The organism is Tsukamurella sp. 8F, assembly GCF_029167375.1.
Lineage (GTDB): Bacteria > Actinomycetota > Actinomycetes > Mycobacteriales > Mycobacteriaceae > Tsukamurella.
In genome coordinates this window covers 1-23,802 of sequence record NZ_JARFTP010000047.1, presented here as the reverse complement: position 1 = coordinate 23,802, position 23,802 = coordinate 1, and the positions used below count along the sequence as shown (strand labels likewise).

22 protein-coding genes are annotated in these 23,802 nt (G+C 68.6%); 14 read left to right on the top strand and 8 right to left on the bottom strand.

Features of this window, described 5'->3' with window-relative positions; translation table 11 throughout:
- The 5 genes from P0W64_RS21510 to P0W64_RS21490 all read left to right on the top strand — a co-directional run.
- Positions 1-628: 3-hydroxyacyl-CoA dehydrogenase family protein (locus P0W64_RS21510; RefSeq protein ID WP_275482228.1), on the top strand; the 628-nt coding region annotated here is incomplete at its 5' end.
- 114 nt (positions 629-742) lie between these two features.
- Positions 743-970: a hypothetical protein gene (locus tag P0W64_RS21505; RefSeq protein ID WP_275482227.1), complete on the top strand. Its 228-nt coding sequence runs from the start codon at positions 743-745 to the stop codon at positions 968-970.
- A 67-nt stretch (positions 971-1,037) separates the two neighbouring features.
- The gene (locus tag P0W64_RS21500; protein ID WP_275482226.1) at positions 1,038-2,165 is read left to right on the top strand and encodes a flotillin family protein; all 1,128 of its coding nucleotides are present in this window, start codon (positions 1,038-1,040) and stop codon (positions 2,163-2,165) included.
- A 3-nt stretch (positions 2,166-2,168) separates the two neighbouring features.
- Positions 2,169-2,543, top strand: a complete 375-nt coding sequence (locus P0W64_RS21495) for a hypothetical protein (protein ID WP_275482225.1) — start codon at positions 2,169-2,171, stop codon at positions 2,541-2,543.
- Between the two features lie 43 nt (positions 2,544-2,586).
- Positions 2,587-3,930 (top strand): hypothetical protein, encoded by a 1,344-nt coding sequence (locus tag P0W64_RS21490; RefSeq protein WP_275482224.1) that lies wholly within the window; start codon positions 2,587-2,589, stop codon positions 3,928-3,930.
- Here P0W64_RS21490 and P0W64_RS21485 read toward each other — a convergent pair.
- The 3 genes from P0W64_RS21485 to P0W64_RS21475 form a co-directional block, all read right to left on the bottom strand.
- Complete coding sequence (locus P0W64_RS21485) at positions 3,873-5,495, bottom strand: glycosyltransferase 87 family protein (RefSeq protein WP_275482223.1); 1,623 nt, start codon at positions 5,493-5,495, stop codon at positions 3,873-3,875. The two genes, P0W64_RS21490 and P0W64_RS21485, sit on opposite strands and share 58 nt — an antisense overlap.
- Complete coding sequence (locus P0W64_RS21480; protein WP_275482230.1) at positions 5,492-7,711, bottom strand: transglycosylase domain-containing protein; 2,220 nt, start codon at positions 7,709-7,711, stop codon at positions 5,492-5,494. Before P0W64_RS21480 ends, P0W64_RS21485 begins: the two co-directional genes overlap by 4 nt.
- A gap of 820 nt (positions 7,712-8,531) precedes the next feature.
- Positions 8,532-8,936 (bottom strand): DUF5318 family protein, encoded by a 405-nt coding sequence (locus tag P0W64_RS21475; protein ID WP_275482222.1) that lies wholly within the window; start codon positions 8,934-8,936, stop codon positions 8,532-8,534.
- A 182-nt stretch (positions 8,937-9,118) separates the two neighbouring features.
- Between P0W64_RS21475 and P0W64_RS21470 the strand changes: the two genes are divergently transcribed.
- Complete coding sequence (locus tag P0W64_RS21470; RefSeq protein WP_275482221.1) at positions 9,119-9,685, top strand: PadR family transcriptional regulator; 567 nt, start codon at positions 9,119-9,121, stop codon at positions 9,683-9,685.
- Complete coding sequence (locus tag P0W64_RS21465) at positions 9,678-10,769, top strand: inositol-3-phosphate synthase (RefSeq protein ID WP_275482220.1); 1,092 nt, start codon at positions 9,678-9,680, stop codon at positions 10,767-10,769. Before P0W64_RS21470 ends, P0W64_RS21465 begins: the two co-directional genes overlap by 8 nt.
- A gap of 68 nt (positions 10,770-10,837) precedes the next feature.
- Here P0W64_RS21465 and P0W64_RS21460 read toward each other — a convergent pair whose 3' ends face one another.
- Positions 10,838-12,832: an oligopeptide transporter, OPT family gene (locus tag P0W64_RS21460; protein ID WP_275482219.1), complete on the bottom strand. Its 1,995-nt coding sequence runs from the start codon at positions 12,830-12,832 to the stop codon at positions 10,838-10,840.
- A 99-nt stretch (positions 12,833-12,931) separates the two neighbouring features.
- Here P0W64_RS21460 and P0W64_RS21455 point away from each other — a divergent pair, with 99 nt between their 5' ends.
- The 3 genes from P0W64_RS21455 to P0W64_RS21445 all read left to right on the top strand — a co-directional run bounded on the left by P0W64_RS21455 (position 12,932) and on the right by P0W64_RS21445 (position 16,709).
- Entirely contained in the window at positions 12,932-13,816 is an 885-nt protein-coding gene (locus P0W64_RS21455) for an LLM class flavin-dependent oxidoreductase (RefSeq protein WP_275482218.1), read from the top strand.
- 62 nt (positions 13,817-13,878) lie between these two features.
- On the top strand, positions 13,879-14,454 hold the full coding sequence (locus P0W64_RS21450) for a TerD family protein (RefSeq protein WP_275482217.1): 576 nt from the start codon (positions 13,879-13,881) through the stop codon (positions 14,452-14,454).
- A gap of 173 nt (positions 14,455-14,627) precedes the next feature.
- Positions 14,628-16,709 (top strand): PhoX family phosphatase, encoded by a 2,082-nt coding sequence (locus tag P0W64_RS21445; RefSeq protein ID WP_275482216.1) that lies wholly within the window; start codon positions 14,628-14,630, stop codon positions 16,707-16,709.
- Positions 16,710-16,729: 20 nt separating this feature from the next.
- On the opposite strand, the gene P0W64_RS21440 is transcribed toward P0W64_RS21445, so the two are convergent.
- Positions 16,730-17,350 carry a vitamin K epoxide reductase family protein gene (locus P0W64_RS21440; RefSeq protein ID WP_275482215.1) on the bottom strand — a complete coding sequence of 207 codons (621 nt, stop codon included), beginning with the start codon at positions 17,348-17,350 and terminating at the stop codon, positions 16,730-16,732.
- Between the two features lie 36 nt (positions 17,351-17,386).
- Positions 17,387-18,241 carry an NUDIX domain-containing protein gene (locus P0W64_RS21435; RefSeq protein ID WP_275482214.1) on the bottom strand — a complete coding sequence of 285 codons (855 nt, stop codon included), beginning with the start codon at positions 18,239-18,241 and terminating at the stop codon, positions 17,387-17,389.
- A 41-nt stretch (positions 18,242-18,282) separates the two neighbouring features.
- On the opposite strand from P0W64_RS21435, the gene P0W64_RS21430 reads away from it, so the two are divergent.
- Complete coding sequence (locus tag P0W64_RS21430) at positions 18,283-18,735, top strand: MarR family transcriptional regulator (protein ID WP_275482213.1); 453 nt, start codon at positions 18,283-18,285, stop codon at positions 18,733-18,735.
- 99 nt (positions 18,736-18,834) lie between these two features.
- Positions 18,835-20,109, top strand: a complete 1,275-nt coding sequence (locus tag P0W64_RS21425) for an MFS transporter (RefSeq protein ID WP_275482212.1) — start codon at positions 18,835-18,837, stop codon at positions 20,107-20,109.
- An 18-nt stretch (positions 20,110-20,127) separates the two neighbouring features.
- On the opposite strand, the gene P0W64_RS21420 is transcribed toward P0W64_RS21425, so the two are convergent.
- Complete coding sequence (locus tag P0W64_RS21420; protein WP_275482229.1) at positions 20,128-21,453, bottom strand: glycogen debranching protein; 1,326 nt, start codon at positions 21,451-21,453, stop codon at positions 20,128-20,130.
- Between the two features lie 79 nt (positions 21,454-21,532).
- Here P0W64_RS21420 and P0W64_RS21415 point away from each other — a divergent pair, with 79 nt between their 5' ends.
- The gene (locus P0W64_RS21415; protein ID WP_275482211.1) at positions 21,533-22,204 is read left to right on the top strand and encodes an SDR family oxidoreductase; all 672 of its coding nucleotides are present in this window, start codon (positions 21,533-21,535) and stop codon (positions 22,202-22,204) included.
- 18 nt (positions 22,205-22,222) lie between these two features.
- Here P0W64_RS21415 and P0W64_RS21410 read toward each other — a convergent pair whose 3' ends face one another.
- Entirely contained in the window at positions 22,223-22,843 is a 621-nt protein-coding gene (locus P0W64_RS21410; RefSeq protein ID WP_275482210.1) for a helix-turn-helix domain-containing protein, read from the bottom strand.
- A 67-nt stretch (positions 22,844-22,910) separates the two neighbouring features.
- On the opposite strand from P0W64_RS21410, the gene P0W64_RS21405 reads away from it, so the two are divergent.
- Positions 22,911-23,802: alpha/beta fold hydrolase (locus P0W64_RS21405; RefSeq protein ID WP_275482209.1), on the top strand; the 892-nt coding region annotated here is incomplete at its 3' end.

Below are 23,802 nucleotides of genomic sequence, written 5' to 3'. Positions count from 1 at the left end.
GATCGCGGCCGTCGGCGAAGGCGTGAGCCCCGTGCTGGTCGAACAGGCGGGTTCACAGGCCGGGTACCCGGCGCCACCGCTGCAGCTGATGGACGAACTGACCCTGACGCTGCCGCAGAAGATCCGCAAGGAGACGTACGCCGCGCTCGAGGCCGAGGGCAAGCCTGTGCCGCAACACGGTTCGACCGAGGTCGTCGATTGGATGGTGGAGGTCGGGCGCACGGGTCGCAAGGACGGCGCCGGCTTCTACGACTACGCCGACGGCAAGCGCACCGGCCTGTGGAAGGGCTTCCAGGAGCACTACAACTCCGGATCGACGGACATTCCGCTGCGCGACATGCAGGAGCGGATGCTGTTCGCCGAGGCGCTCGAGACCGTGCGCTGCCTCGACGAGGGCGTGCTGACGACGGTTCCCGACGCCAACATCGGCTCGATCTTCGGGATCGGCTTCCCTCCGTGGACCGGCGGCGTGCTGCAGTACATCAACGGCTACGAGGGCGCCGACGGCACCATCGGCCTGAAGCCCTTCGTCGCTCGGGCGAAGGAGCTGGCGGCGAAATACGGTGAGCACTTCGCGCCGCCCGCGTCCTTGATCGCGAAGTCGGAGGCCGGCGAGACATACGTCTAGACGGCCGATACCCAGTAGGCCGACACCGGGTGAGACGCCCGTCCCCTCTGCTGCGGCAGGGAGGACGGGCGTCTCGCTGATAGCGTGCGGACAGACACGTGGAAGGGGCTGCGGATGCCGGACGGGATGGTCGGCGCCACCGGCGAGGTGACAGTGGCGATCCCCGTCGACGGTGCCGGAGAGGTATACGTGGGGCGAGGGCCGGCCAGGGAGACGTATATCGCGCGCGCCGACGAGGAGCTGGCAGTGGGCACACGTGTGCTCGTCGTCGAGGAATTGGGCGACCGCGCGCTGACGGTCGTCAGATGGAACGCCCTCCACGACGGCGGCGGCCGTATCTAAGGTGGGAGAGGACCGGCCGACACCGACTTGAGACCGGCCGGCACGGATCGTTAGGGAGGACGAGACGATGCTCGGATACCACGTACCGGAGCCCGACGAGGCCATGCTCATCTCGGGCAAGAAGTCGAAGAGCGACGGTGAGCCGTTCCTCGTCATCGTCGGCCATGGCAAGTGGGTCATGCCCCTGTTCCGGCGGGTCACGTACCTGTCGCTGGCGATGCAGGAGGCGCGGATCGAGGAGCACTGCGTCACGACGCAGGGCATCCAGCTCAAGGTCAAGGCTGTCATCGCGCACAAGGTGGGCGGGGATGCGCCGTCGATAATCTCCGCGGGCCAGCGCTTCGTCTCCGAGCAGGAGCGAGAGATGAGCCAACTGACCGGGCAGATCTTCTCCGGCCATCTGCGCTCGATCGTCGGGTCGATGACCGTCGAACAGATCATCCGCGAGCGCGACACGCTCGCGAAGCAGGTACTCGAGGCCTCCAAGATCGAGATGGGCCGGATCGGGCTGGTGGTCGACTCGTTCCAGATCCAGTCCATCGACGACCTGGGGTCGGGCTACATCGAAGCGCTCGCCGCCCCCGAGGTCGCACGCGTGCGGCGCGAGGCTGCGATCGCGCAGGCGCAGGCGGACCAGGCGTCCGCCGAAGCCCAGCAGGAGTCACTGCGGAATCAGGCCGGATACGAGCGGGACACTTCACTCAAGCGGGCGACCATCCGTTCGGAGACCGACAAGGCGAACGCGGAAGCCGCCCAGGCGGGTCCGCTGGCACAGGCCACCGCCGACCGCGCCATTGCGCTGGAGCGCGCGAAACTGGCAGAGGCGCAGGCGGAGCAACGCGAGAAGGAGCTCGTCTCCGAGGTGGTCAAGCCCGCGGAGGCCGAGGCGCAGCGCACGACGATCGCGGCACAGGCCGATGCCGAGGCACTGCGGATCCAAGCCAGCGCGGCCGCGGAGAACAACCGCATCGCGCTCGACCAGCAGATGATCGAGCAGCTACCGCAGGTCGTCGCGTCCCTGGCCGCGGGACTGCGCGGCGCGAACCTCACGGTGTTCAACGGCGCCGACGGCGTCAACGAGATCGCCAACGGGCTCGCGACGCAGGGGGCCGCGCTCCTGAACACGCTCCGACGCCAGTACGCCGACACCGCACCGGCCGAGCAGGAGACGACCCGGCAGGAAGCCGCGGGGTAGCCGATGACGGAGGACGCCGCGTTCGTGGAGGGCTGCGCATCGGAGACCGCGATCATCGAGGTCGCCGTGCGGCCGGCGAGGCTCTCCGGCCGGATGCTGCGCGCGTATTCCGACCCGTACGTGGCGATCGACGGCACCGAGATCCCCGTCGACTGGCAGATGCCACACGCCTTCGACGTGGCGCCCGGCACCCACCAGGTCGCGGCGTTCGCGCCGCCTCGGGGCCTGATGGGCAGGCTGAACCGGCGCCTCGGCGGCAGCGGAGGCCGCGGGACCCTGCGGGTGAACGTCCGGCCCGGCGAACGGGTACACGTGCTGGCCCGGTACGGCGACGCGGCATCCGACCGGTTCCTGCTCACCGAGGTCGACGGGCTGTAGGCCGAAACGCGAGGCCAGATGGGCGGTCGCTAGTGTGGGCGCCATGCCACGCCCGATCCGGATCGACCGGCTCGCCTGGGCGGTACTCGGCGTCACCGCGCTCGCGTTGATCACGGGGTACTTCGTCAAGGCCCACTGCACCGGCGCCCCGTTCGACGACCTGGGGCGCTCACCGGGATTCGCCGCGACGCCGGGGCGCATCTGCTATTCGGACATCCAGTTCCTGTGGGTCGGCCGCGAGATCAACAACCACGTCTTCCCCTACCTGACGGGTTGGATCGACGGGCAGGGCCACCTGCAGGGCGGCGCGATCGAGTACCCGGTGCTATCGGGGCTGCTGTACTGGCTCGGCGCGATCGGCGTGCACAACGACGAGCAGTACCTGCTGCACATGTCCCTGATCCTGGCGCCGTTCGGCCTGCTCACCGGATGGGTACTGGCGAAGCTGTCGGGCCGCACCGCGCTGCTGTGGGCGCTCACACCGCCGCTGGCGATGTACGCATTCCACAACGTCGAGCTGCCGGTCGTGGCCGTAGCCACCGTCGCCATCGGGATCGTGATCTGGGCGCACCGCCGCGGACTGTCGCCTCGCCGGCCCGCGATGCTCGCGGCCGCAGTGCTCGCGATCGGATTCAATCTGAAGATCTACCCCGGGATATTCGTCGCCCCGCTCGCGCTCTACGTCCTTACCTATGGGACCCGCCCGGCCCCGGAGCGCCGCCGCTACGACCTGCGCGGCGCGATGGGCGTACTGGGCACCGCAGCCGCAGTGGCCGTGGCGGGGAATCTGCCGTTCATGATCTTCGGCTACAAGGGCTGGCGCGCGTCGCTCGAGTTCCAGCAACTGCGGACGGCGGACCTGTCGACCAACTCGATCTGGTTCTGGGGTGTGCAGCACGCATTCGGCTCGACCGAGGAGTACGACCACTTCGTGTCGCTGGCGTCCCCCGCGCTGATCGTGGCAGCGTTCGCCCTCACGATGTGCCTGGGCTGGCGGGTGTACAAACGCTCGGGCACGTACCCGTGGATCGGGGTGAGCGCCGCGATGCTGTGCGGGTTCATGCTGTTCCACAAGGTGCACTCTCCGCAGTACGTGCTGTGGCTACTGCCGTTCTTCGTGTTGCTGAAGATCGACTGGCGCCTGATCGCGATCTACCTGGTGTGCGACTTCAGCCTCGAGATGACGGTGTGGAGCTACTTCCAGGAGCACGCCGACGGCACGAGCATCAGCTGGTGGGTGCAGTGGGGTGTGTGGATAGGCGTCTGGGGTCGGGCGGGACTACTCGCCGCGTTCCTGTTCCTACTGCCGAACAGCGCATTGCGCGAACGCTACCCGGAGGCGAGTGCCTCGGAGGAGCCGGAACGGGCCCCCGAACCGGCACGCTGAGAGCGGGCGTCGGGTGCGCCGTCGAGTACCCCGCCGTGCGGGTCGTCCAACGGCGATGAGTAGGGCGATGGGAACGTGGTGCGCACCAGGTCCTCCTCGGGGCGGTAGATCTGCCGCAGGACCAGAGCGCACAGCCCGACGACCGCGAGGTCGCGCAGCAGTACCGTCGCCGTGAACGCCTGCTCCGGCAGGCCCTTGTTGGAGACGCCGAGGAAATACATCATCCGCGGCACCCAGACCAGCGCGTCCAGGGTCATCCACGCGAGCAGGATCCGGGTGTGCGGGATCGCCAGCACAGCGAGAGGCACCAGCCACAGCGAGTACTGCGGGCTCCACACCTTGTTCACCAGCAGGAACCCGGCGAGTAGCAGGAACATCAGCTGGGCCACCCGCGGACGACGCGGCGCCGTGAAGCCCACGTACGCGACGCCGGCGACGATCAGCAGGAAGAAGACCAGGGTCAAGATGTTCGCGAGGGTCGAGGCGCCGCCGTCGGGCCCGGTCCCGCCGAAGACCCAGCCGCCGGTGAACGACGAGGCCACGTTGTAGATGGAGTCGATATCGACCGCACGAATACTGTTGCGGTGGAAGAACTCCCACCATCCGCGCGGTGCGGCGATCATGACCGGAAGGTTCACCACCAGCCACGCCAGTAGTGCGGTCGCCGTGGCGGTCGACCACGGACGCAGGCGCCCGGATCGCAGGCACAGCACCAGCAGGACGATCAGCAGGAACGCCGGATAGAGCTTGGCGGCAGTGCCCAGGCCTATAGCGACCCCCGCCCAGCCGGGCCGCCGACGGGCCCAGAGCAGCATTCCCACGGCCATCGCCGCGATGGCGATGGCATCGAAGTTCGTGAAGATCTGCGCGATCACGAGCGGTGACGCAGCCATGACCATCGGATCCCAGGGGCGCCGGGCGCCCGCGGACAATCGGGTCGTCGCCCACAGCGCCAGCAGCCACAGCAGGGCGAGGCCCACGGCGACCACGTTGAAGAACAGGACCACCTCGATCGCCCCGGGGATCCCGAACCGGGTGTGCAGCGCCTCCCATGCCTTGGCGACCCGCATCGCGCCGTACTGGTACATCCCGGTGACCACCGGGTACTCCATGTACCGCTCCTGCGTCTTGCCGGTCGGGCCCTTGTCGTAGAAGTGGTTGACGTACGGCATGACGCCCTCGTCGAGGCGCTCCGCGTGATACAGCGGAACCGTGTCCGAGTAGCACAGCGAGGCGTACGCGCGGTTGTTCTGCCAGTCCAGCGAGAGCACGCCGTCGGCGTTGCGCTGCTGCAGGCAGCCGGCCTTCGTGAACCAGCCGAGGGACAGGAAGATCAGAGCAACCAGCAGCAGCACGCGCAGGGGTGTGTAGAAGCGCTGGAATCCGACGAGGGCGTGACGGCCGACGGGTCCGCCGACGGCTGTCGAGAAGTCGCGCGCGACGACGTCGGTGTGGCTCGGAACGTCCCGGTCCGGCTCGGCGAACGTCTCGGGCGCGGACCGGCCGGGGCTGACGAACTCGCGCTCGTCCGCCCCGTCGCCGGTCACCGGTCCCGGTCGGGTCACCGCACCGTCTGCGTCTGGCGCGGCGCGCCGTTCCGGGTCACGCCACCGCCTGCGCCGCGGTGCGGGACGGTCGTGGTGTAACCGCCGCCGTTGCCGGTGCCCTCACCGTTGCCGTTGCCGCCCGTGCTGCCGGAACCGTCACCGTTGTCGTCGGTGGTCTCCTGCCCGGGGAAGGTCGGCCACGGCACACCCGGCAGACCGGGGATGGTGCGCTGGGTGGTCGCCCGCCCCGAGCTCTCGGACCCGGTCGTGGCATCGCCGCTGCCCCAGCCCCGCGTGGTGGTCTGGGTGTATGTCGGCTCGTAGGGCACGCCGGCCTGACCGCCGATCGATCCGGGCGTCGGGAAGGTCTCGTCGTCCGTACCGTCGAGCGCACCGTTCATCGCGGACTGCCAGATGTCCGAGGGGAGCCCGGAGCCGTAGACGATGTTCCCCGAGTAGTTCGTGATCGGTGAGCCGTCGTCGCTGCCGACCCACACCGCCGTGGAGAGCGACGGCGTGAAGCCCACCATCCAGGCGTCCTTGTTCTGTCCCGTGTCCTTGTACTGCGCGGTGCCGGTCTTGGCACCCGACTCGCGGCCGCCCGCAAGGCTGTGCCCGTTGGAATACCCGGCGATGGGCTCCATCGCAGCGATCGTGTTGTTCGCGACATCGGCGCTGAACTTGCGCTGCCCGGGATCCTTGCCCCGGTCCAGCAGGGTACGGCCGTCGGCCGTCACGACCTTCTGGATCAGATGCGGTTTGCGGTATACGCCGCTCGCCGCGATCGTTGCGTACGCGGACGCCATGTCGATGGGACGGGTCTGGTACTGGCCCAGTACGACACCGCCCTCGACGCCGCCGTCGGGCTGCTGCAATGTGTGTGCGATCGAACCGAAGCTCTCCGCGACGCCTGCCTTGTGCGCGGCGTCCGCGACCGCCTTCGCCTGCCCGTTGAGGTCCATCATCAGCCGGTAGTAGACGGTGTTGAGGGACATCTTGAGCGCGGTCGCCAGGTTGCAACTGCCACATGACTCACCGTCTGAGTTGGTGACGTTCACACCCTTCGCCTGGAACGGCGACGATGAGTACACCCGCGAGAGCGGGACACCCTGCTCGAGCGCCGCGACAAGCGCGAACACCTTGAACGACGAGCCCGTCTGCAGCCCCGCCTGCACCCTGTCGTAACCGTTGCCGTCGTCGCCGCCGTAGTACGACGCGACGCCGCCGGTCTTCGGGTCGACCGAGACCACCGCGGTTCGCAGCTTCTTGGGTTCACCCGACAGGTTGTTGTGCGCGGCCTTCACTGCGGCCGCCTGCGCCTGCGGGTCGATGGTCGTCGTGATCTGCAGCCCCTGGGTGTTGAGGTCCTGCTCCGAGATACCGGCGTCCTTGAGCTCCTGCAGCACCTGGGTCTTGATCAGCCCGTTGGGCCCGTTGGACAGGTTGTCGGTCTGGTTCACCGCGCCGGGTTGGATGGTCTTGGGGAACTTCAGCGAAGCGCGCTCGGTCTTGTCGAGCGTGCCCATCCCCACCATGCCGTCGAGCACCCAGTTCCAGCGCATGAGCGCCGCGTCCGGCGTCACCGCCGGGTCGTAGTACGACGGGGATCGCACGACCGAGGCCAGCAGCGCGGACTGCGCGACCGTCAGCTTCTCGGCCGTGGTGTTGAAGTACGCCTTCGCCGCCGCCTGCAGGCCGTACGCGTTACGGCCGAAGTAGATGGTGTTGAGGTAGGCGGCCATGATCTCGTCCTTGGACCAGCTACGTGCCATCTTCGTGGAGATGATCAGCTCGCGCCATTTACGGGTCAGCGAGTGCTCGTCGCCGACCAGCGCGTTCTTGACGTACTGCTGGGTGATCGTGGAGCCGCCGCCCGCGTCGTCTGCGCCGCCGAAACCCGGCACGCGGCCCAGGACGGCGCGCGCGAAGCCGGTCATGGAGAAGCCCGGGTTCGTCATGAACGAGCGGTCCTCCGCCGACATCACCGCGTTCTTCATCGACTCGGGGATCTTGTTGGCTGCGACCTCACTGCGATTGCCCTCGGGTGGCACGACGCGGGCGAGGACGGTCTTACCGTCCTTCATATAGATCGTCGCGACCTGGTTGGTGTGCAGCTCGCCCGGTTGCGGTACGTCCGCCCGGACGTAGCCGATCGCGAATGCGAGCACCGCGATCACCAGGAGGAGGGCGATGCCCGCCACTCCGCCCACGAGTACGCGCCGGATAACACTCATTCCGCCTGCCTTCTGCCGTGCCCGGTGCCACCACGGGACGCCGCCCGGACCCTCGCCGTCGCCACCATCGTCACCGCCACCGGGGCCGTCGCCTCCCGGCCCGCCCGGACCGCCCGGACCACCGGGACCGCCCGGGCCTCCTGGGCCGACCGGCCCACCCGGACCGCCACCGGACGGCGCGGCGCCACGCCCCGCAGCTGCCGCGGCAGCCGGACTGACGCCGTGAACCTTGTCGAGATCCGGGATCTCCCGGGGACGATCGGGTTGGGGCGGCGGTGGCACATCATCGCGGACCGCCGGCTGGATCCGGGTCGCGTCCTCGTTGCCGGCGAAGCCGCCCGCCGCCTGGTCGACGAGCTCCTGCGGGTCCACTGCGCGACCGGACAGCGGCTCATACGAGGTCGTGCGTGCGCTGAACCCGGCATCGTCGGCCTCAGGAAGTCTGTGCGCCGAGGGCTGCACGGGCGCCTGCCTGCGCGGTGCGGGCGCGGGCGGAGTCTGCGGCACGGTCGGCGAGCTGGCGGGAGGCGTCGGCGGGGGCGCCACGGGGAAGCCCTGCGTTGTAGGGGCTCCCTCGACGCGTGGAGTCACCGTCGTCTCGCCGAGGTCGGGCTGCTGAGGGGGCGGGAACCCGATACGGGCCCGGCGCCTGCGGGGCTCTGGTCCGGCTGACGGTCCACTCGCGCCTGCCGCGCTGGGCTCCGTGCCGCCGTCTGTGCCACCAGGGTCGGTCACAGCTGTCTCTCTCCGCTCGTTCGTCTCGTCGCGTCGCACGCGACTGTATGTTCCTCCCCCGCTCGTGGGCATCCCCCGTCGGACGCTACCGCGCGTTCCCTGCCGCGCGACGCCGCTTACGCGGTGCCGGGACGCGGCCTGTCACGTACGACTGCACCAGATGATTCCAGTTGCATGTCCTGCACACCTCTACGACATGCACGGAGAACTCGGTTCGCGCATCTGCGAGCTCCGCGATCTCGGTCTCGGATCGCGCCGAGCCGGCCGCGGATCCGAGGGATTCCCCGAACACCCACGAGGTCAGCGTCAGTTGCTCCTTGCGGCAGATGGGGCACAGGACGTCGCTGGGGACGCCGTGGAACTTTGCGGCACGGAGCAGGTACGGGTCGGCGTCGCACACCGACCGGACCGCGGTGCGGCCCGCGCGGACCGACGCGAGCAGCGATCGTCGCTGCAGCGCGTAGTCCACCACCTGTCTCTGTACTCGCACGGGACAAGAGTACGTGTGCGGGCCTATGAGCGTCGCCGTGCCGCACAGCGGTTCCGCCGGTAGGTGGCTCGAGGTAATCTCACATATATCGGCTCGATACATCCGCCGATCGCAGAAGGTCGATAGGTTCCTTCGCCGGGCGCATTCGGCGACATCACGTAGCGGCAGAGAGAGGAGGCAGCGTGCTCGAACTCGCGGTTCTTGGTCTGCTGCTGGAGGCTCCGATGCACGGCTATGAGATACGCAAGCGCCTGACGGAACTGCTCGGACCGTTCCGCGCCTTCTCATACGGGTCGCTGTATCCGGCGTTGCGCCGGATGCGCGACACCGGATTGCTGTCCGAGGAGGACGAGGACACGGTGGTCAAGAAGCGGCGGGCACGGCGCGTCTACCGGATAACCGAGGCGGGCCAGGCCCGGTTCGCCGATCTGGTGGCCGACACCGGCCCGCAGAGCTTCACCGACGACGGCTTCGGCGTGCACCTGGCGTTCTTCACGTCCACTCCGGCCCAGGCCCGGCTGCGCATCCTCGAGGGGCGCCGCCGGCAGGTCGAGGAGCGGCGCGAGGAACTGCGGCGCACCCTCGAGGCCCCGAGCCCGGGCGAGAAGTACACCCGGCAGCTCCATCAGCTGAGCCTGGAGACCAGTGAGCGAGAGGTGCGTTGGCTCAACGAACTGATCGCAGCGGAGTCGGCATCGACCTCCGCCGATTCATCCACACCGAAAGAAGGGGAAATCAACGGTGTCTGACAACAAGATCCGTGTTGCGATCGTGGGCGTGGGCAACTGCGCCAGCTCGCTCGTGCAAGGCGTCTACTACTACCGGGACGCGGACGAGGACAAGACGGTCCCCGGCCTCATGCACGTCAAGTTCGGCCCGTACCACGTGCGCGACGTCGAGTTCGTCGCCGCGTTCGACGTCGACGGCAAGAAGGTCGGCTTCGATCTCGCGGACGCCATCTACGCGTCGGAGAACAACACCATCAAGATCGCCGAGGTCCCTCCGACCGGCGTGACGGTGCAGCGCGGACATACGCTCGACGGCCTCGGCAAGTACTACCGCGAGACCATCGAGGAAGCTCCCGGCGACGGCGTCGACGTGGTCAAGACCCTCCGTGACGCGCAGGTCGACGTTCTGGTCTCGTACCTACCCGTGGGGTCGGACGACGCGGACAAGTTCTACGCACAGTGCGCCATCGATGCGGGTGTCGCGTTCGTCAACGCCCTGCCGGTCTTCATCGCATCGGACCCCGAATGGGCGAAGAAGTTCACCGACGCGGGCGTCCCGATCGTCGGCGACGACATCAAGTCGCAGGTCGGCGCGACCATCACGCACCGCGTGATGGCGAAGCTGTTCGAGGACCGCGGCGTCCGGCTGGACCGCACCTACCAGCTCAACGTCGGCGGAAACATGGACTTCAAGAACATGCTCGAGCGCGAGCGCCTGGAGTCCAAGAAGGTCTCGAAGACGCAGGCGGTGACTTCGAACCTGAACGGCCCGCTGTCCGGCAAGATCGCCGATCGCAACGTCCACATCGGCCCGTCGGACCACGTCGAATGGCTCGACGACCGCAAGTGGGCCTACGTCCGCCTCGAGGGCAGTGCGTTCGGCGACGTCCCGCTGAACCTGGAGTACAAGCTCGAGGTGTGGGACTCCCCCAACTCCGCCGGCATCATCATCGACGCGGTCCGCGCCGCGAAGATCGCCAAGGATCGCGGAATCGGGGGCCCCGTCGTTCCGGCATCGGCCTACCTCATGAAGTCCCCGCCGGAGCAGATCGCCGACGATGTCGCGCGTGCGCAGCTGGAGGCCTTCATCATCGGCGCCGACTAGGCACACCCGATCACAACGACGGTGCCCGCCCGTCCCGAGGGGATGGACGGGCACCGTCGTCGTTGTGGTCAGACGGCCGCGGCGATCCGCTGCGTGCGCTTGTAGAGCAGCGAGATCATGGCGACGAAGAGCACGACGCCGATGATCTGGGCCCAGTTCCCGAAACCGTCCGGGATGCCGAGCCAGTTGGCGTTGTGTGTGCCGGCGACGATCGCCGCGACGATGACGCCGCAGATCGACTCCCCGACGATCAGGCCGGTAGCCAGCAGCACGCCCATACGTTTGCGGGACTCGGCACGCTCGCCGCCGGTGCGGTCCGCCCAGCGGTTGTAGTAGTGGCCGACGAGCGCGCCGATCGGGATCATCAGCGTCACCGACATCGGCAGGTACATGCCCATCCCCACCGCGAGCGGCGGCACGCGCAGCCTGCCGGTGCGGGACAGGATCTCGTCCACCACGATCACGGCGGCGCCGATGGCGACGCCGAGCCAGATCAAGCCCCAGTTCAGGTCGCCGCCGAACACGCCCTTCGAGAGCGTGGTCATGAGCGAGGCCTGCGGTGCCGAGAGCGCGTCGTCGCCGGCGCCCGGCATCCCGGCGAACCCGTAGGAGCGCAGCATCACTCCCAGCACGGGCGGGATGACGATGGAGCCGAAGACGACGCCGATGATGAGCGCGACCTGCTGCTTCCACGGGGTCGCGCCGACCAGCTGGCCCGTCTTGAGATCCTGCAGGTTGTCGTTCGAGATGGTCGCGACGCCGAACACCACGGACGCCGTGAACAGCGTGTAGGCGACCAGTGCCGCGGTGTGCGACGCGTCGGCGTGGCCGTAGACCGCCTTGATCAGCAGCGCCGCGAACAGCACGACCAGGATGCCGACACCGGAGATGGGGCTGTTGGACGCACCGATGAGACCGGCCATGTAGCCGCAGACCGACGCTACGAACAGGCCGATGAGCAACGTCAGGAGGACGCTCACGATGATGATGCCTGTCGAATTGCCCTCGAGCGGCGAGTTCGCGGTCGACACGAACGAGTGGAGGAGGAACCAGATCGGGATCATCGACAGCACCACGACCGCGCCGACGATGCCGATCGGGATGTCGCGTTCCGTGATGTCGACATCCTCGCCCGCGCTGCGCTGGCGTGCCGATCGGGCGGCCGCGACGATCCCCGTGATGATCGGTCCGATGATCTTCAGCAACGTCCAGACCGCGGCGATCGCGATCGCGCCCGCGCCGATGAGCCGCACGTCCGAACTGAAGATCGAACTCACCGTGTCACCGACGACACCCTTCCCGGTGAAGTCGCCCCACGTGCGGATCGGCAGCATGACGCCGAAGGAGATGACCAGGCCGATGACCATGGCGATGCCGACGGTGATGCCGACCAGGTGCCCGACACCGACCAGCGCCGCGGACAGCCCGAGTGTCACGAACGTGCCGCCCGATCCGACCTTCAGTACGCCACCGACCAGTCCCGGCTTCTGCGCGCCACCTATCTCCGCGGCGGCGAGCTTCAGCGATGCGAGGAGGTAGTACGCAGCCGACGCGATGGTGCCGAGCACGATCGCGAGCACGCCCCGCCGGTTCTCCTCCACGCCCTCGGCCGAATCCCCCAGCTTGAGCACCTCGGCGGCCGCAACCCCCTCTGGGAACGGCAGATCCGATCCCGTGACCAGTGCTCGCCGCAGCGGTATCGAGTACATGACGCCGAGGACGCCGCCGATCGCGCAGACGAAGGCGGTTGTCCAGTAAGGGAATCCGGACCAGTAGCCGATCATCACCAGGCCCGGCAGCACGAAGATGATCGCCGACAGGGTGCCGGCCGACGACGCGATGGTCTGGACGATGTTGTTCTCGACCGTGGTGTGACTCGCGAAGTAGCGCAGGATCGCCATCGAGATGACGGCCGCGGGGATGGACGTAGCGAATGTGAGGCCGACCTTCAGGCCGAGGAACACGTTGGCCGCCGTGAACACCAACGTTATGACACCGCCGAGGATCACCGCTCGTAGCGTCAGCTCTCTGACTCCGGACATCACTGACCCTGTTGAGGCCATAGGGGCACCTTCTTCTCACCTGTGGGCGAATGGATATCCGAGCACATTAGTTCGCCCGGCGAATGCACGCGCGCGATCCCCGCGGTTACGCTCCATTGCGTGCGCTTCGGAGTCGTGATCCTGCCCCAGTACCCCTGGCCGGAGGCCCGCCGTCGGTGGCAGAAGGCCGAGCAACTCGGCTTCCACCACGCCTGGACCTACGACCACCTGTCCTGGCGGTCCCTCGCCGACCAGCCCTGGGGTGCGACGGTACCGCTGCTCACCGGAGCCGCGCTGGCGACGGAACGGATCCGCCTCGGCACCTTCGTGACCTCTCCCAACTACCGCCATCCGGTGCCGTTCGCGAAGGATATCGCCTCGGTGGATGCGATGTCCGCGGGCCGCGTCATCCTCGGAATCGGTTCGGGCGGCACTGGTTTCGACTCGTTCACGCTGGGTCAGGACGAGCTCGCCCCGCGCCGCCGCCACGAGCGCTACGCAGAGTTCGTCGCCGGTCTCGACGCCCTGCTGCGGTTCGAGCCGGAGGAGGACCCGGCCGGGGTGTCCTTCGAGGGCGAGTGGTTCACCGCCGTCGACGCCCGCATGGTCGGCGCGCCCGCGCAGCTCCCGCGCATGCCGTTCGCCCTCGCAGCGAACGGCCCGAAAGGCCTGAGCCTCGTGGCCGAGTACGGCCAGGGCTGGATCACGACGGGCCGCGACGGAGCCGCGGGCGAGGAGTGGTGGCGCACCGTCGAGACGCTCGCGGGGCGGCTCGACGGCGCCCTCGGCGCGGCGGAGCGGTCACCGTCGTCCGTCGACCGCTACCTCTCGATCGACTCGGGCGGGACCTACTCGATGGCCGATGCCGCGTACGCCGACGACGCCGTCGCGCGCGCCGCCGAGCTCGGCTTCACCGACGTGATCGTGCATTGGCCTCGTGACGGCGAGCCTTACGGCGCCGACGAATCCGCGATCGACGAGTTCGCGGCACGACACCTGGGCTAGGTCTAGAGTCGGCCGCGAGGGTGCCCGAACCCCGGGACACCGGCGCGAACGGGAGGAATGTCATGGGTGTGACGCTGGCCAAGGGCGGCAACGTATCGCTGACCAAGGAGGCACCCGGCCTCACGGCGGTGGCGATCGGCCTCGGATGGGATGCCCGTACCAGTACCGGCGCGGACTTCGACCTCGACGCGAGTGCACTCGCCCTCGGCGGCAACCAGAAGGTGTTGTCGGACAACCACTTCGTCTTCTACAACAATCTGCGCTCCCCCGACGGCTCGATCGAGCACACGGGCGATAACCTCACCGGCGAGGGGGACGGCGACGACGAGACCATCAACATCCAGCTCGACGCCGTGCCGCCGAACGTCGAGTCGATCGTCTTCCCGGTCTCGATCTACGAGGCCGACCAACGCGGACAGTCCTTCGGGCAGGTGCGGAATGCCTACATCCGAGTCGTCAACCAGGCCAACGGCGCCGAGGTGGCGCGATACGACCTCACCGAGGACGCGTCGACGGAGACCGCGATGATCTTCGGTGAGGTCTACCGACGCGGGCCGGAGTGGAAGTTCCGGGCGATCGGCCAGGGCTACGCATCGGGACTCGGCGGGATCGCGCGGGACTACGGCGTCAACGTCTGATCCGCCGCTCGGCTCTGAGGCATCCGCATTATTTGAATAGTAATGTAATACTCACCTTCGTTTGGGTTTCCCTTTAGTTCCATCGCACGTTCACCCGCGGTTGGTGACCTCATCACCTGGCGTTCCTAGCGTTGCCACGACCATTCCCACTCAGCCCACCAGGGGGAACGATCGTGGCTCTGCCCGTCCTTCGTCTACTACCCGTGTACGACGCGGGCCGCCGTTCGCACACGACCTGCAAGTACAAATGCGGCGAGCAGTGCTTCCGCCCGGAGGACAATACCTCCGACAACGAGTACTTCGGCGACATCGTCGCATCCATCAGCCGCCGGACTGCGCTGCGTGGGGCGGGGGTGGCCGTACTCGGTATCGGCGCCGCGTCGGCCCTCGCCGCCTGCGACTCGGGTGCGGGAACCGACGGCTCGGTCGGCGCCTCGTCTACCGGGGCATCCGGCGCGCCGGGCACCGGCAACGTCCCGAATGCACCGGGCCTCGTCTTCGACGCGGTAGCGCCCAACACGAAGGATGCGGTGACGATCCCGGACGGCTACGAGCAGGCCGTCGTCATCCGCTGGGGCGACCCCGTCGAGCCCGGGGCGCCGAAGTTCAACGCGCACAACCAGACTCCCGAGGCCCAGGCCAAGCAGTTCGGCTTCAACAACGATTTCGCCGGTCTGATCCCCGTCGACGGCCGGCCCGGCTCGTACCTACTGGTGTGCAATCAGGAGTACACGACGGGCACGCAGATGTTCTACGGCTACCGAGAGGGAGCGCCGACGGAGAACCAGGTGCGCGTCGAGATGGCCGCACACGGGCTGACCGTCGTAGAACTGAAGGGCGAGACCGGGTCCGGCCGCCTGACACCCGTGATCGGCGATACCAACAGGCGAGTCACCGCGTCGACCCCCTTCGAACTGCGCGGACCGGCGGCGGGCACGGTCTTCACCCGTACGAAGGCGGACCCGGCCGGCAACCGCGTGCTCGGCACCATCGCCAACTGCTCGGGCGGCATCACCCCGTGGGGCACGATGCTCTCCGGCGAGGAGAACTACACGAACTACTTCTCCGGCGCGCAGAACCCGCCCGTCGAAGGTCTGAAGGAGGGTTGGAAGCGGTACGGCGTCGGCAAGGACGAGGACTACCACAAGTGGGGCCTGTTCGAGGACCGGTTCGACCTGGCCAAGGAGCCCAACGAGGTGAATCGGTTCGGCTACATCGTCGAGCTGAATCCGCACGACCCGCACTCGATACCCGTCAAGCACTCGGCTCTGGGCCGGCTGAAGCACGAGGGGTCGAACATCTACGTGACGCCCGCAGGCGACGTCGTCGCGTACACGGGCGACGATTCCAAGTTCGAGTACATCTACAAGTTCGTCTCCTCACGGAGGATCCAGCGCGGGCCCGGTGCGGCGGCGATGACGTCCAACATGCGGATACTCGACGAGGGCACGCTGTACGTCGCGAAGCTGTCCGGCGCCGCCCCGAACGAGGGTGAGGTGCCGACCGGTGGCTACCGGGGCAAGGGCAGGTGGATCCCGCTCCTGACGGTACGGGAGGACGGCAGCGCGCAGTCGCATGTCGACGGGATGCCGGCCGAGAACGTCGCAGTGTTCACCCGCGTCGCCGCCGACAAGGCCGGTGCCACCAAGATGGACCGGCCCGAGGACATCGAACCGAACCCCAAGACCGGCAAGGTGTACTGCGCGCTGACCAACAACAGCGACCGTGGCGCCGACGGCAAGGCCGGCATCGATGCGGCGAACCCGAGGACCAAGAACAAGAGCGGCCAGATCATCGAGATCACCGACGACCACACCGGCACCGAGTTCTCGTGGGACCTGCTGCTGGTGTGCGGCGATCCCGCTGCCGCCGATACGTACTACGGCGGCTTCGACAAGTCGAGGGTCTCGCGGATCAGCTGTCCGGACAACGTCGCCTTCGACAGCCACGGCAATCTGTGGATCTCCACCGACGGCACCGCCGACGTGTTCGACACCAACGACGGGCTGTTCGGCGTGGTACTCGACGGCGCGGAACGCGGGCTCACCAAACAGTTCCTGACAGTGCCCTTCGGCGCGGAGACGTGCGGTCCGATCGTCACGGACGAGCGCATCATGGTCTGCGTGCAACACCCGGGAGAGACCGACGACGCGACCGCGGAGAAGCCCGCATCGCACTGGCCCGACGGGGGCGACAGCCTCCCCCGGCCCGCAGTGGTCGCGGTGTGGAGGACGGACGGGCGGATCGGGACGTAGCCGCGCCGCACGGCAGTGGGCTACAGCGACCCCAGGATGTCCAGTTTCACCTGGGCGGTCACGAGGATGACCGCGTAGAGCACCGCGGTGATGAGCAGGATCCACGGGCGGAGGGCGACGCCGACACGCTGCAACGCGGTGCCGACGCGCCCCTCCGTCATGTTGTGCACCGTCACGGCCAGCCACATCGGGATCACCGCCGCGTACACGACCGAGCACCACGGGCACAGCGTGCCGATGTCGAAGATGCTCTCGTAGGCCAGCCACGCGATGAAGCCGATCGCGAACCACATGCCCCCGTTGAACACGAGCCAGAACCAGCGCGGGAACCGCACTCGACCCAGCAGCGCCATCCCCACGACGATCGGCGCCGGAAACATCATCAGCCCAAGCAGCGGATTCGGGAATCCGAACACCTTGCCCTGCCACGACATGATGTTCTTGCCGCACTGGAACTTGTCGCTGAACGAACATCCGAGGCTCGCGGACGGGTTCGCGAGCAGCGCGAGATCGTCCTTGGTCAGGGCGAATGACGCGATCAGCCCCAGCACACCTCCGACCACCAGGAGGACCGCCAGAACGGGGTGCCGCACAGCGGCGTCGACGTCCGGTTCGTCGGACGTGGTGATCTCTGTACTCACGCGGCCAGTGTAGGTGGCGGCGGCGCGGCGGCCCTTCTAGAGCGTCTGCGGGTACATCGCCGCACCCACCCGGCGCCCCAGCTCCACGAGGTCGTCGGGCAGCTGGAGGTAGGGCCCCTCGTCGTCGATCGCGACTCGGGGCCGCACGGTGAGGACGTCCCGCGGGGCATCGAACAACTCGTCCGTGGACGCTGCCCCGTACAACTCGAGCATGGTGCAGTACTGAGGCGGCATGAGCGGCAGTTCGCCCGCGTCGGCGGAGCGGATGGCAGCCGTCACGCCGATCCACTCCTCTTTCACCGACTCGGACGTACCACCGGTCGCCTCCTGCCCGTCCGGGAGGCGCGCGGCAAGGAACCAGGTGTGGAAGCGCTTCTTCTCGAACTCGGGCGTAACCCATACCGCCCACGGGCGCAGCAGGTCGGAACGCAGGGTCAGACCGTACTCGTCGAGCAGGTCGCCGAGCGAGATCTCGTGCGCGGCGAGCGCGCGCCGGGCGGCCTGCCACTCGGGAGCGGTCAGGTCGGGCGAGGCTCCGTCGGCCGACGCGAGCAGCACGCCGCACTCCTCGAAGGTCTCACGCACCGCGGCGACGACGATCGCACCGGCCCGGACCTCGTCGGCGTCGAGCGCCTCAGCCCACTCGGCCGGCGAAGGGCCCGTCCAGCGCGCGGGCGCCTGACTGTCTGTGGGGTCTACACCGCCGCCCGGAAACACCGCTCGGCCGGCCGCGAAGGCCATCGTCGGCGGCCTGCGCTGCAGGTGTACCTCGAGCCCCTCCGCACCGTCCCGCAGGAGGACGACGGTGGCGGCCGGCCGAGTGGCCGGGGCGCCCGGCCGGGGAGTTGCGAACTCTGCGGCGGTTTGCGGCAATCGCAGTGTGGGGTCCACGTCGCTCTCCTGTCGGCGGCACTGGTTACACTGCGTAGCCTATGGGATCCGATGAAGCAGCCCATTCCGAGGATTTGGCCGCCCGGCTGCGTCCCACATTGACCCAGCTCCACTTCATGATCCGCCGGCGTACACCCGGCCCCGAACTGACCCCCTCGCAGCAGTCCGTGCTGTCGACCCTCATGGCGAGCGGTCCGATCCGGATGGGCGAATTGGCGCGCCGTGAGCGCATCCGCCTCCCCTCCACCACGAGCGCCGTGGACGGCCTCGAGCGGCTGGGGTTGGTCGAGCGGGCCACGGATCCGACCGACCGGCGCGCCGTCGTCGTGCAGCTGTCGGCGAGCGGAGTCGAGACGACCCGCGAGCTGACCAGGGCGCGCAACGCCGCACTCGCCGGCCTGTTGGACAAGCTCAGCCCCACGGACCGGGCCAGCCTGGATCGCGCCATCGACGCCCTCGACCATCTCGCGGAGCTCTACCGCAGCGAGCCCTGACCAGCCGCCCGCTGTGGGGGCGCTCACTCCTTTTCCTATTTACTTCGAACTTCTCAGTAGTTAGAATTTCGTAGTAGCAACGAAGAGGAAGGACAGCCCGTGACCACAGACGCAGCCAGCGCCGCCGCGCAGCACACGTCGCACCCCAGTCTCAAGGAGACGCTCAGCCACCAGCCGAAGGGAGTGTGGGTCACGGCGTTCGCCGCGGTCATCGCCTTCATGGGCATCGGCCTCGTCGACCCGATCCTCACCTCGATCGCGGCATCGCTGAAGGCGACCCCGTCCCAGACCACCCTCCTGTTCTCGTCGTACCTCGGCGTGCAGGTGGTCGCCATGCTCATCACAGGCTGGTGCGCGTCCCGGTTCGGATCCAAGCGCACGGTCATCGGCGGGCTGCTGCTGATAGTGGTCGCAGCGGGGCTGTGCGCGACCGCGAACTCGATCGGCCTGCTGGTCGCGTACCGCGCCGTGTGGGGCCTTGGTAACGCCCTGTTCATCGCGACCGCTCTGTCGGTCATCGTCGCCGCCGCGACCGGCGGCCAGGCGGGCGCGATCATGCTCTACGAGGCGGCGCTCGGCGTCGGCCTGGCGGTCGGTCCGCTCCTGGGCGCGGTCCTGGGCGGCATCTCGTGGCGCGGCCCGTTCGCCGGCACCGCGATCCTGATGGCGATCGGCGCGATCCTGTGCGCCACCATGCTGAAGTCCGACGCGGCCGAGGCCCGCGCCCGGCACAGCGCCGGAAACACCGTCTCCCCGCTCGCGCCACTGCGTGCGCTGCGGCAACCCGGCCTCCTGCTCACCGGCCTGGCCTCGGCGTTCTACACGGCTGCCTTCTTCACGATCCTCGCTTGGTCGCCGTTCGTCCTGGACCGCAGCGCGTACTTCATCGGCGGCGTCTTCGTCGGCTGGGGCGTCCTCGTCGCGATCGCCGGTGTGTGGCTCGCCCCCAAGCTGGCCGCGCGCTTCGGTGAGCGCCTCGCGTGCATCCTCGCCGTCACCGTCTACGGCATCCTGCTCCTGATCGCCGCGTTCGGCACCACGAGCACAGGCACCGTCGTCGCCGTGGTCGCGCTCTCCGGCATCCCGTCCGGCGTGCTGAACACCCTGTTCACCGGCACGGCGATGTCCATCGCCGACGCTCCGCGGCCCGTCGCCAGCGCGGGATACAACTTCCTCCGCTGGTTCGGCGGCGCGCTCGCCGCGACACTCGTCGCGCACTTCGCGAACTGGTTCGGTTCCCCCGCCGCCCCGTTCTACATCGGCGCGATCTGCTGCCTGATCGCGGGCGGCATCCTGGCCATGGTCCGCGCCGCCGACGCGGACACCCATGACGTCCCCGCCTTCGCCGCCCTGGAGGGCGAGTCGGAGATGTAGTCCATATCCGCCGCGCCTCTATCCCAGCCAGTCCAGCACCGCGGCGGCCGTCCAGCTCTGCTGCATCGAGCCGAGCGGCTCGCCCGTGAAGGGCTCGTAGTACTCGGCGAAGCTGCCATCGGACGCCTGACGCAGGCCCTCCTCGCGGAGTAGCTCCGCGCGCTCGGCCCAGCCGCGGCGCGCGAAGGCCCAGGAGAACAGCCACGTCATGACCGGCCATACCGGGCCCCGCCAGTACTCGCGCCCGCGGAACGCCCCCGAGACGGGCGACGTCGACGGCGGCACGGCGTAGCGCAGGTCGGGGTGGCCGCAGTAGCGAGGGCCCTCGAAGGTGCGCAACAGCGCCCGCTCGGCATCGCGCTCGAGTCCGCCGGTCAGCAGCGGCGAGAACACGGCGAGCGTGTCTGTCGCGACAGGCCGCCCGGTCAGTACGTCGACGTCGTGCGCCGACCCCGTCCGGGCTTCGGCGGTCTGGACCACGCCGCGCCGGAACCGCTCGGCGTAGTCGCGCAGCTCCCGCACATCGGAGCGCGGCTTGGCGTGCTCCTCCCCCAGCTCGGCGAGGGTCTCGCACGCGATCACCATGATCGCGCTGACGAACACGTCCTCCATCTGAAACGCCATCACACCGGGCAGCTCGCCGTCGCGATAACGGCAGCGCTTCATCTGCTCTACCAGCCACAGATAACGGTCGTACTCGGCGTCCGAGGGACGCTGGGACGTATCCGTCACGACATGGTTGTCCTCTCGCCGGTACGCGGGCAGGTCTCCCACCACCACCCGCTGATATGCGGGGTCCCAACGCGGTGAGTTGTCCATCCCGGACTCCCACCCGTGGTACAGCGTGATCCGGCCCCGCTCCCGAGGGTCCCGCGCCGTCGCGAGCCAGCGGTGCCACGCCATGAGCGCACCCCACTGGCGGTCGAGGAAGCTTTCGGCGACTCCTCGCACCGTGCGGCCCCGCCGCCGAGCGCGGTCGAGGATCCGCTGCACGGCGATGGCGTGCACGGGCGGCTGGCAGATGCCCGAGGTGTCCGGCGACGATGGTGCGTCCGCCGACAGCTGCGCACATCGCCACCGCGCAGGGCCCGGGAAGTACCCGTCGACGCCGTTCGCGAAGACGATGTGCGGGATCATCCCGTTTCGCCACTGCGCGGCCAGGAGGTGGTCGAGTTCCGTGGTCGCGCGCTCGACCGACAGCGACGCCAGGCCCACCGACACGAACGCAGCGTCCCACGACCACTGATGCGGGTAGAGCCGCGGCGCCGCCGACGTCATCGCTCCGCGGTCGTTGCCGCGCAGCAGGTACGCGCCGCGGGCGGCGAGCTGCGTCGGGCTGAACATCGGGGTGGAGCGCATCGCCACATTCTGCTGCGTCGCGGGACGGATCGCAGAGCGGGGCCCGGTCGGTAGCCTCGGATCCATGACCCGACCCCTGGCTCTCGTTACCGGTGCGTCCCGCGGGGTGGGCGCCGAGATCGCGCGTCAGCTCGCGCCCACACACGATCTGCTGCTGGGTGCGCGCCCATCGGAGCGGCTCGAAACGCTCGCCACCGAACTGGGCGCACGGACGTTCGCGGTGGACCTCGCCGACCACGCCGCCGTCGCCGGCCTGGCCGCGGCGATCCCCCGGTTGGACGTGCTGGTACACAGTGCCGGCGTCGCGTCCATCGGTCCGGTCGAGACGACGACGGCCTCCCAGTGGCGCGAGATGTTCGAAGTCAACCTGCTGGGCGCCGTCGAGCTGACCCGCGTGTTGCTACCCGCACTCCGTGCCGCGCGGGGACACGTCGTGTTCCTGAACTCCGGGGCCGGGAAGCGCGCCAATCCGGGCTGGTCCGCCTACGCAGCAAGCAAATTCGGGCTCGCAGCGTTCGCCGACGCGCTGCGGCTCGAGGAGCAGGACCTGCGGGTCACCAGCGTGTTTCCCGGCCGCATCGACACCGAGATGCAGCAGGGGATCTACGCACAGGAGGGACGGGACTACTCCCCCACCGGCCTCCTCCGGGCGTCGACAGTCGCCGCCGCGGTCGCCTCGGCCGTACGCGCACCCGGCGACGCGCATCCGACCGAGGTCGTACTGCGTCCCCGCTGATCGGCTCTCGCTCGCCGGTCAGCCACGGAAGACCTTCAACAGGGCCGCCTCGTCGCCCTCGATGTCGGTCACGGCACGGATGTCGTCGAGGGACAACCCCGCGGCGAATCCGAGGACGTACTCGGGCGTGCCACGCAGAATCGCGTCGAGATCCCGCCCGTCGTGCGGGCGGACGTCCACGCCGTCGTCGACCGCGCTCACCTGGTACAGCTGCCCGTCGATCTCGACGCCGACTACCTCCGGGCCCGCCGGGGCACCTCCGCGGTAGACGATGGCGGGGATCGCGACGGGCAGCCACTGCGGGAGGAAGACGTCCTCTCCAGGACCGGTGATCATCAGCGGCAGCGACCACCGGATGAGGCCCTCGACGGGCTCCCGCAGGGCGGCGCCCCATTCGGTGAGCGCATACAGAACGGCGTTGCGCTCCTCGCCCAGCCTGCGCTCGACGACGCCCGCCGCCTCCAAGTCGCGTAGCCGGTCGGAGAGGAGATTCGTTGCGATGCCGGGCAATCCGTCCTGCAGATCGCGGTACCGCGCGGGCCCGATGAGCAGCTGCCGCACGATCAGCAGGTTCCAGCGGTCGCCCACGACGTCGAGAGCGCGAGCGAGCCCGCAGTACTGCCCGTATTTCCTGGCCACGGCGACCTCCTACTTGATATGGTCTAGCTCACTTTAGAATATCAATCACGAGCGAACGGAGTAACCCATGGTTGCAGGAACACGGCCCGCGTGGGTCGACGACCGGCTGTTCCCCTTCGAGAGCCGCTTCGTCGACGTCGGTGGGAACACCGTCCACTACGTCGACGAGGGCTCCGGCCCCACACTGCTGTTCCTGCATGGGAACCCGACATGGTCCTTCCTCTGGCGCGACACCATCCGCGCGCTGAGCGGCGACTTCCGGTGCATCGCGCTCGACTTCCCCGGCTTCGGCCTCTCGACACCACGCCCGGGCTACCGCTACCTACCCGAGGAGCACGCGGACGTGCTCGCCGGTTTCGCCGACGCACTCGGGCTCGAGGGCGCCACGTTGATCGGGCAGGACTGGGGCGGGCCGATCGGACTCGCAACGGCGCTGCGCCGGCCCGCCCTCGCGAAGCGGCTCGTACTCGCCAACACGTGGGCGTGGCCGGTCAACGGCGACCTGTACTACGAGGCCTTCTCACGGATCGGCGGCAACGCGCCGATGCAGTTCCTCGTCCGCCGGATAAACCTTCTGGTCAACACCTTCATACCCACCGGCCACCGCAAGCGGCGGCCGACCGCGGACGAGATGACACACTACCGGAGGGCGTTGGACACCCCCGAACGACGGCAGGCGTCTGCGGTGCTTCCCGGACGAATCCTGGCCAGCCGCAAGTTCTTCGAAGACATCGAGACCGGGCTACCGACGCTTGCGCAGTTGCCTACGTTGATCGTGTGGGGCGACGCCGACATCGCCTTCCGCACGCAGGAGCGGGAGCGGCTCGAGACTGCACTGCCGCGCCACGAGACGGTGATCGTCCACGGTGCGAGCACCTATGTCGAGTCCGACGCTCCGGAGGAGTTCATCGGCGCGATCCGCGCATGGCACCCGCAGACGGCGGCTCGCGGCGGACGCG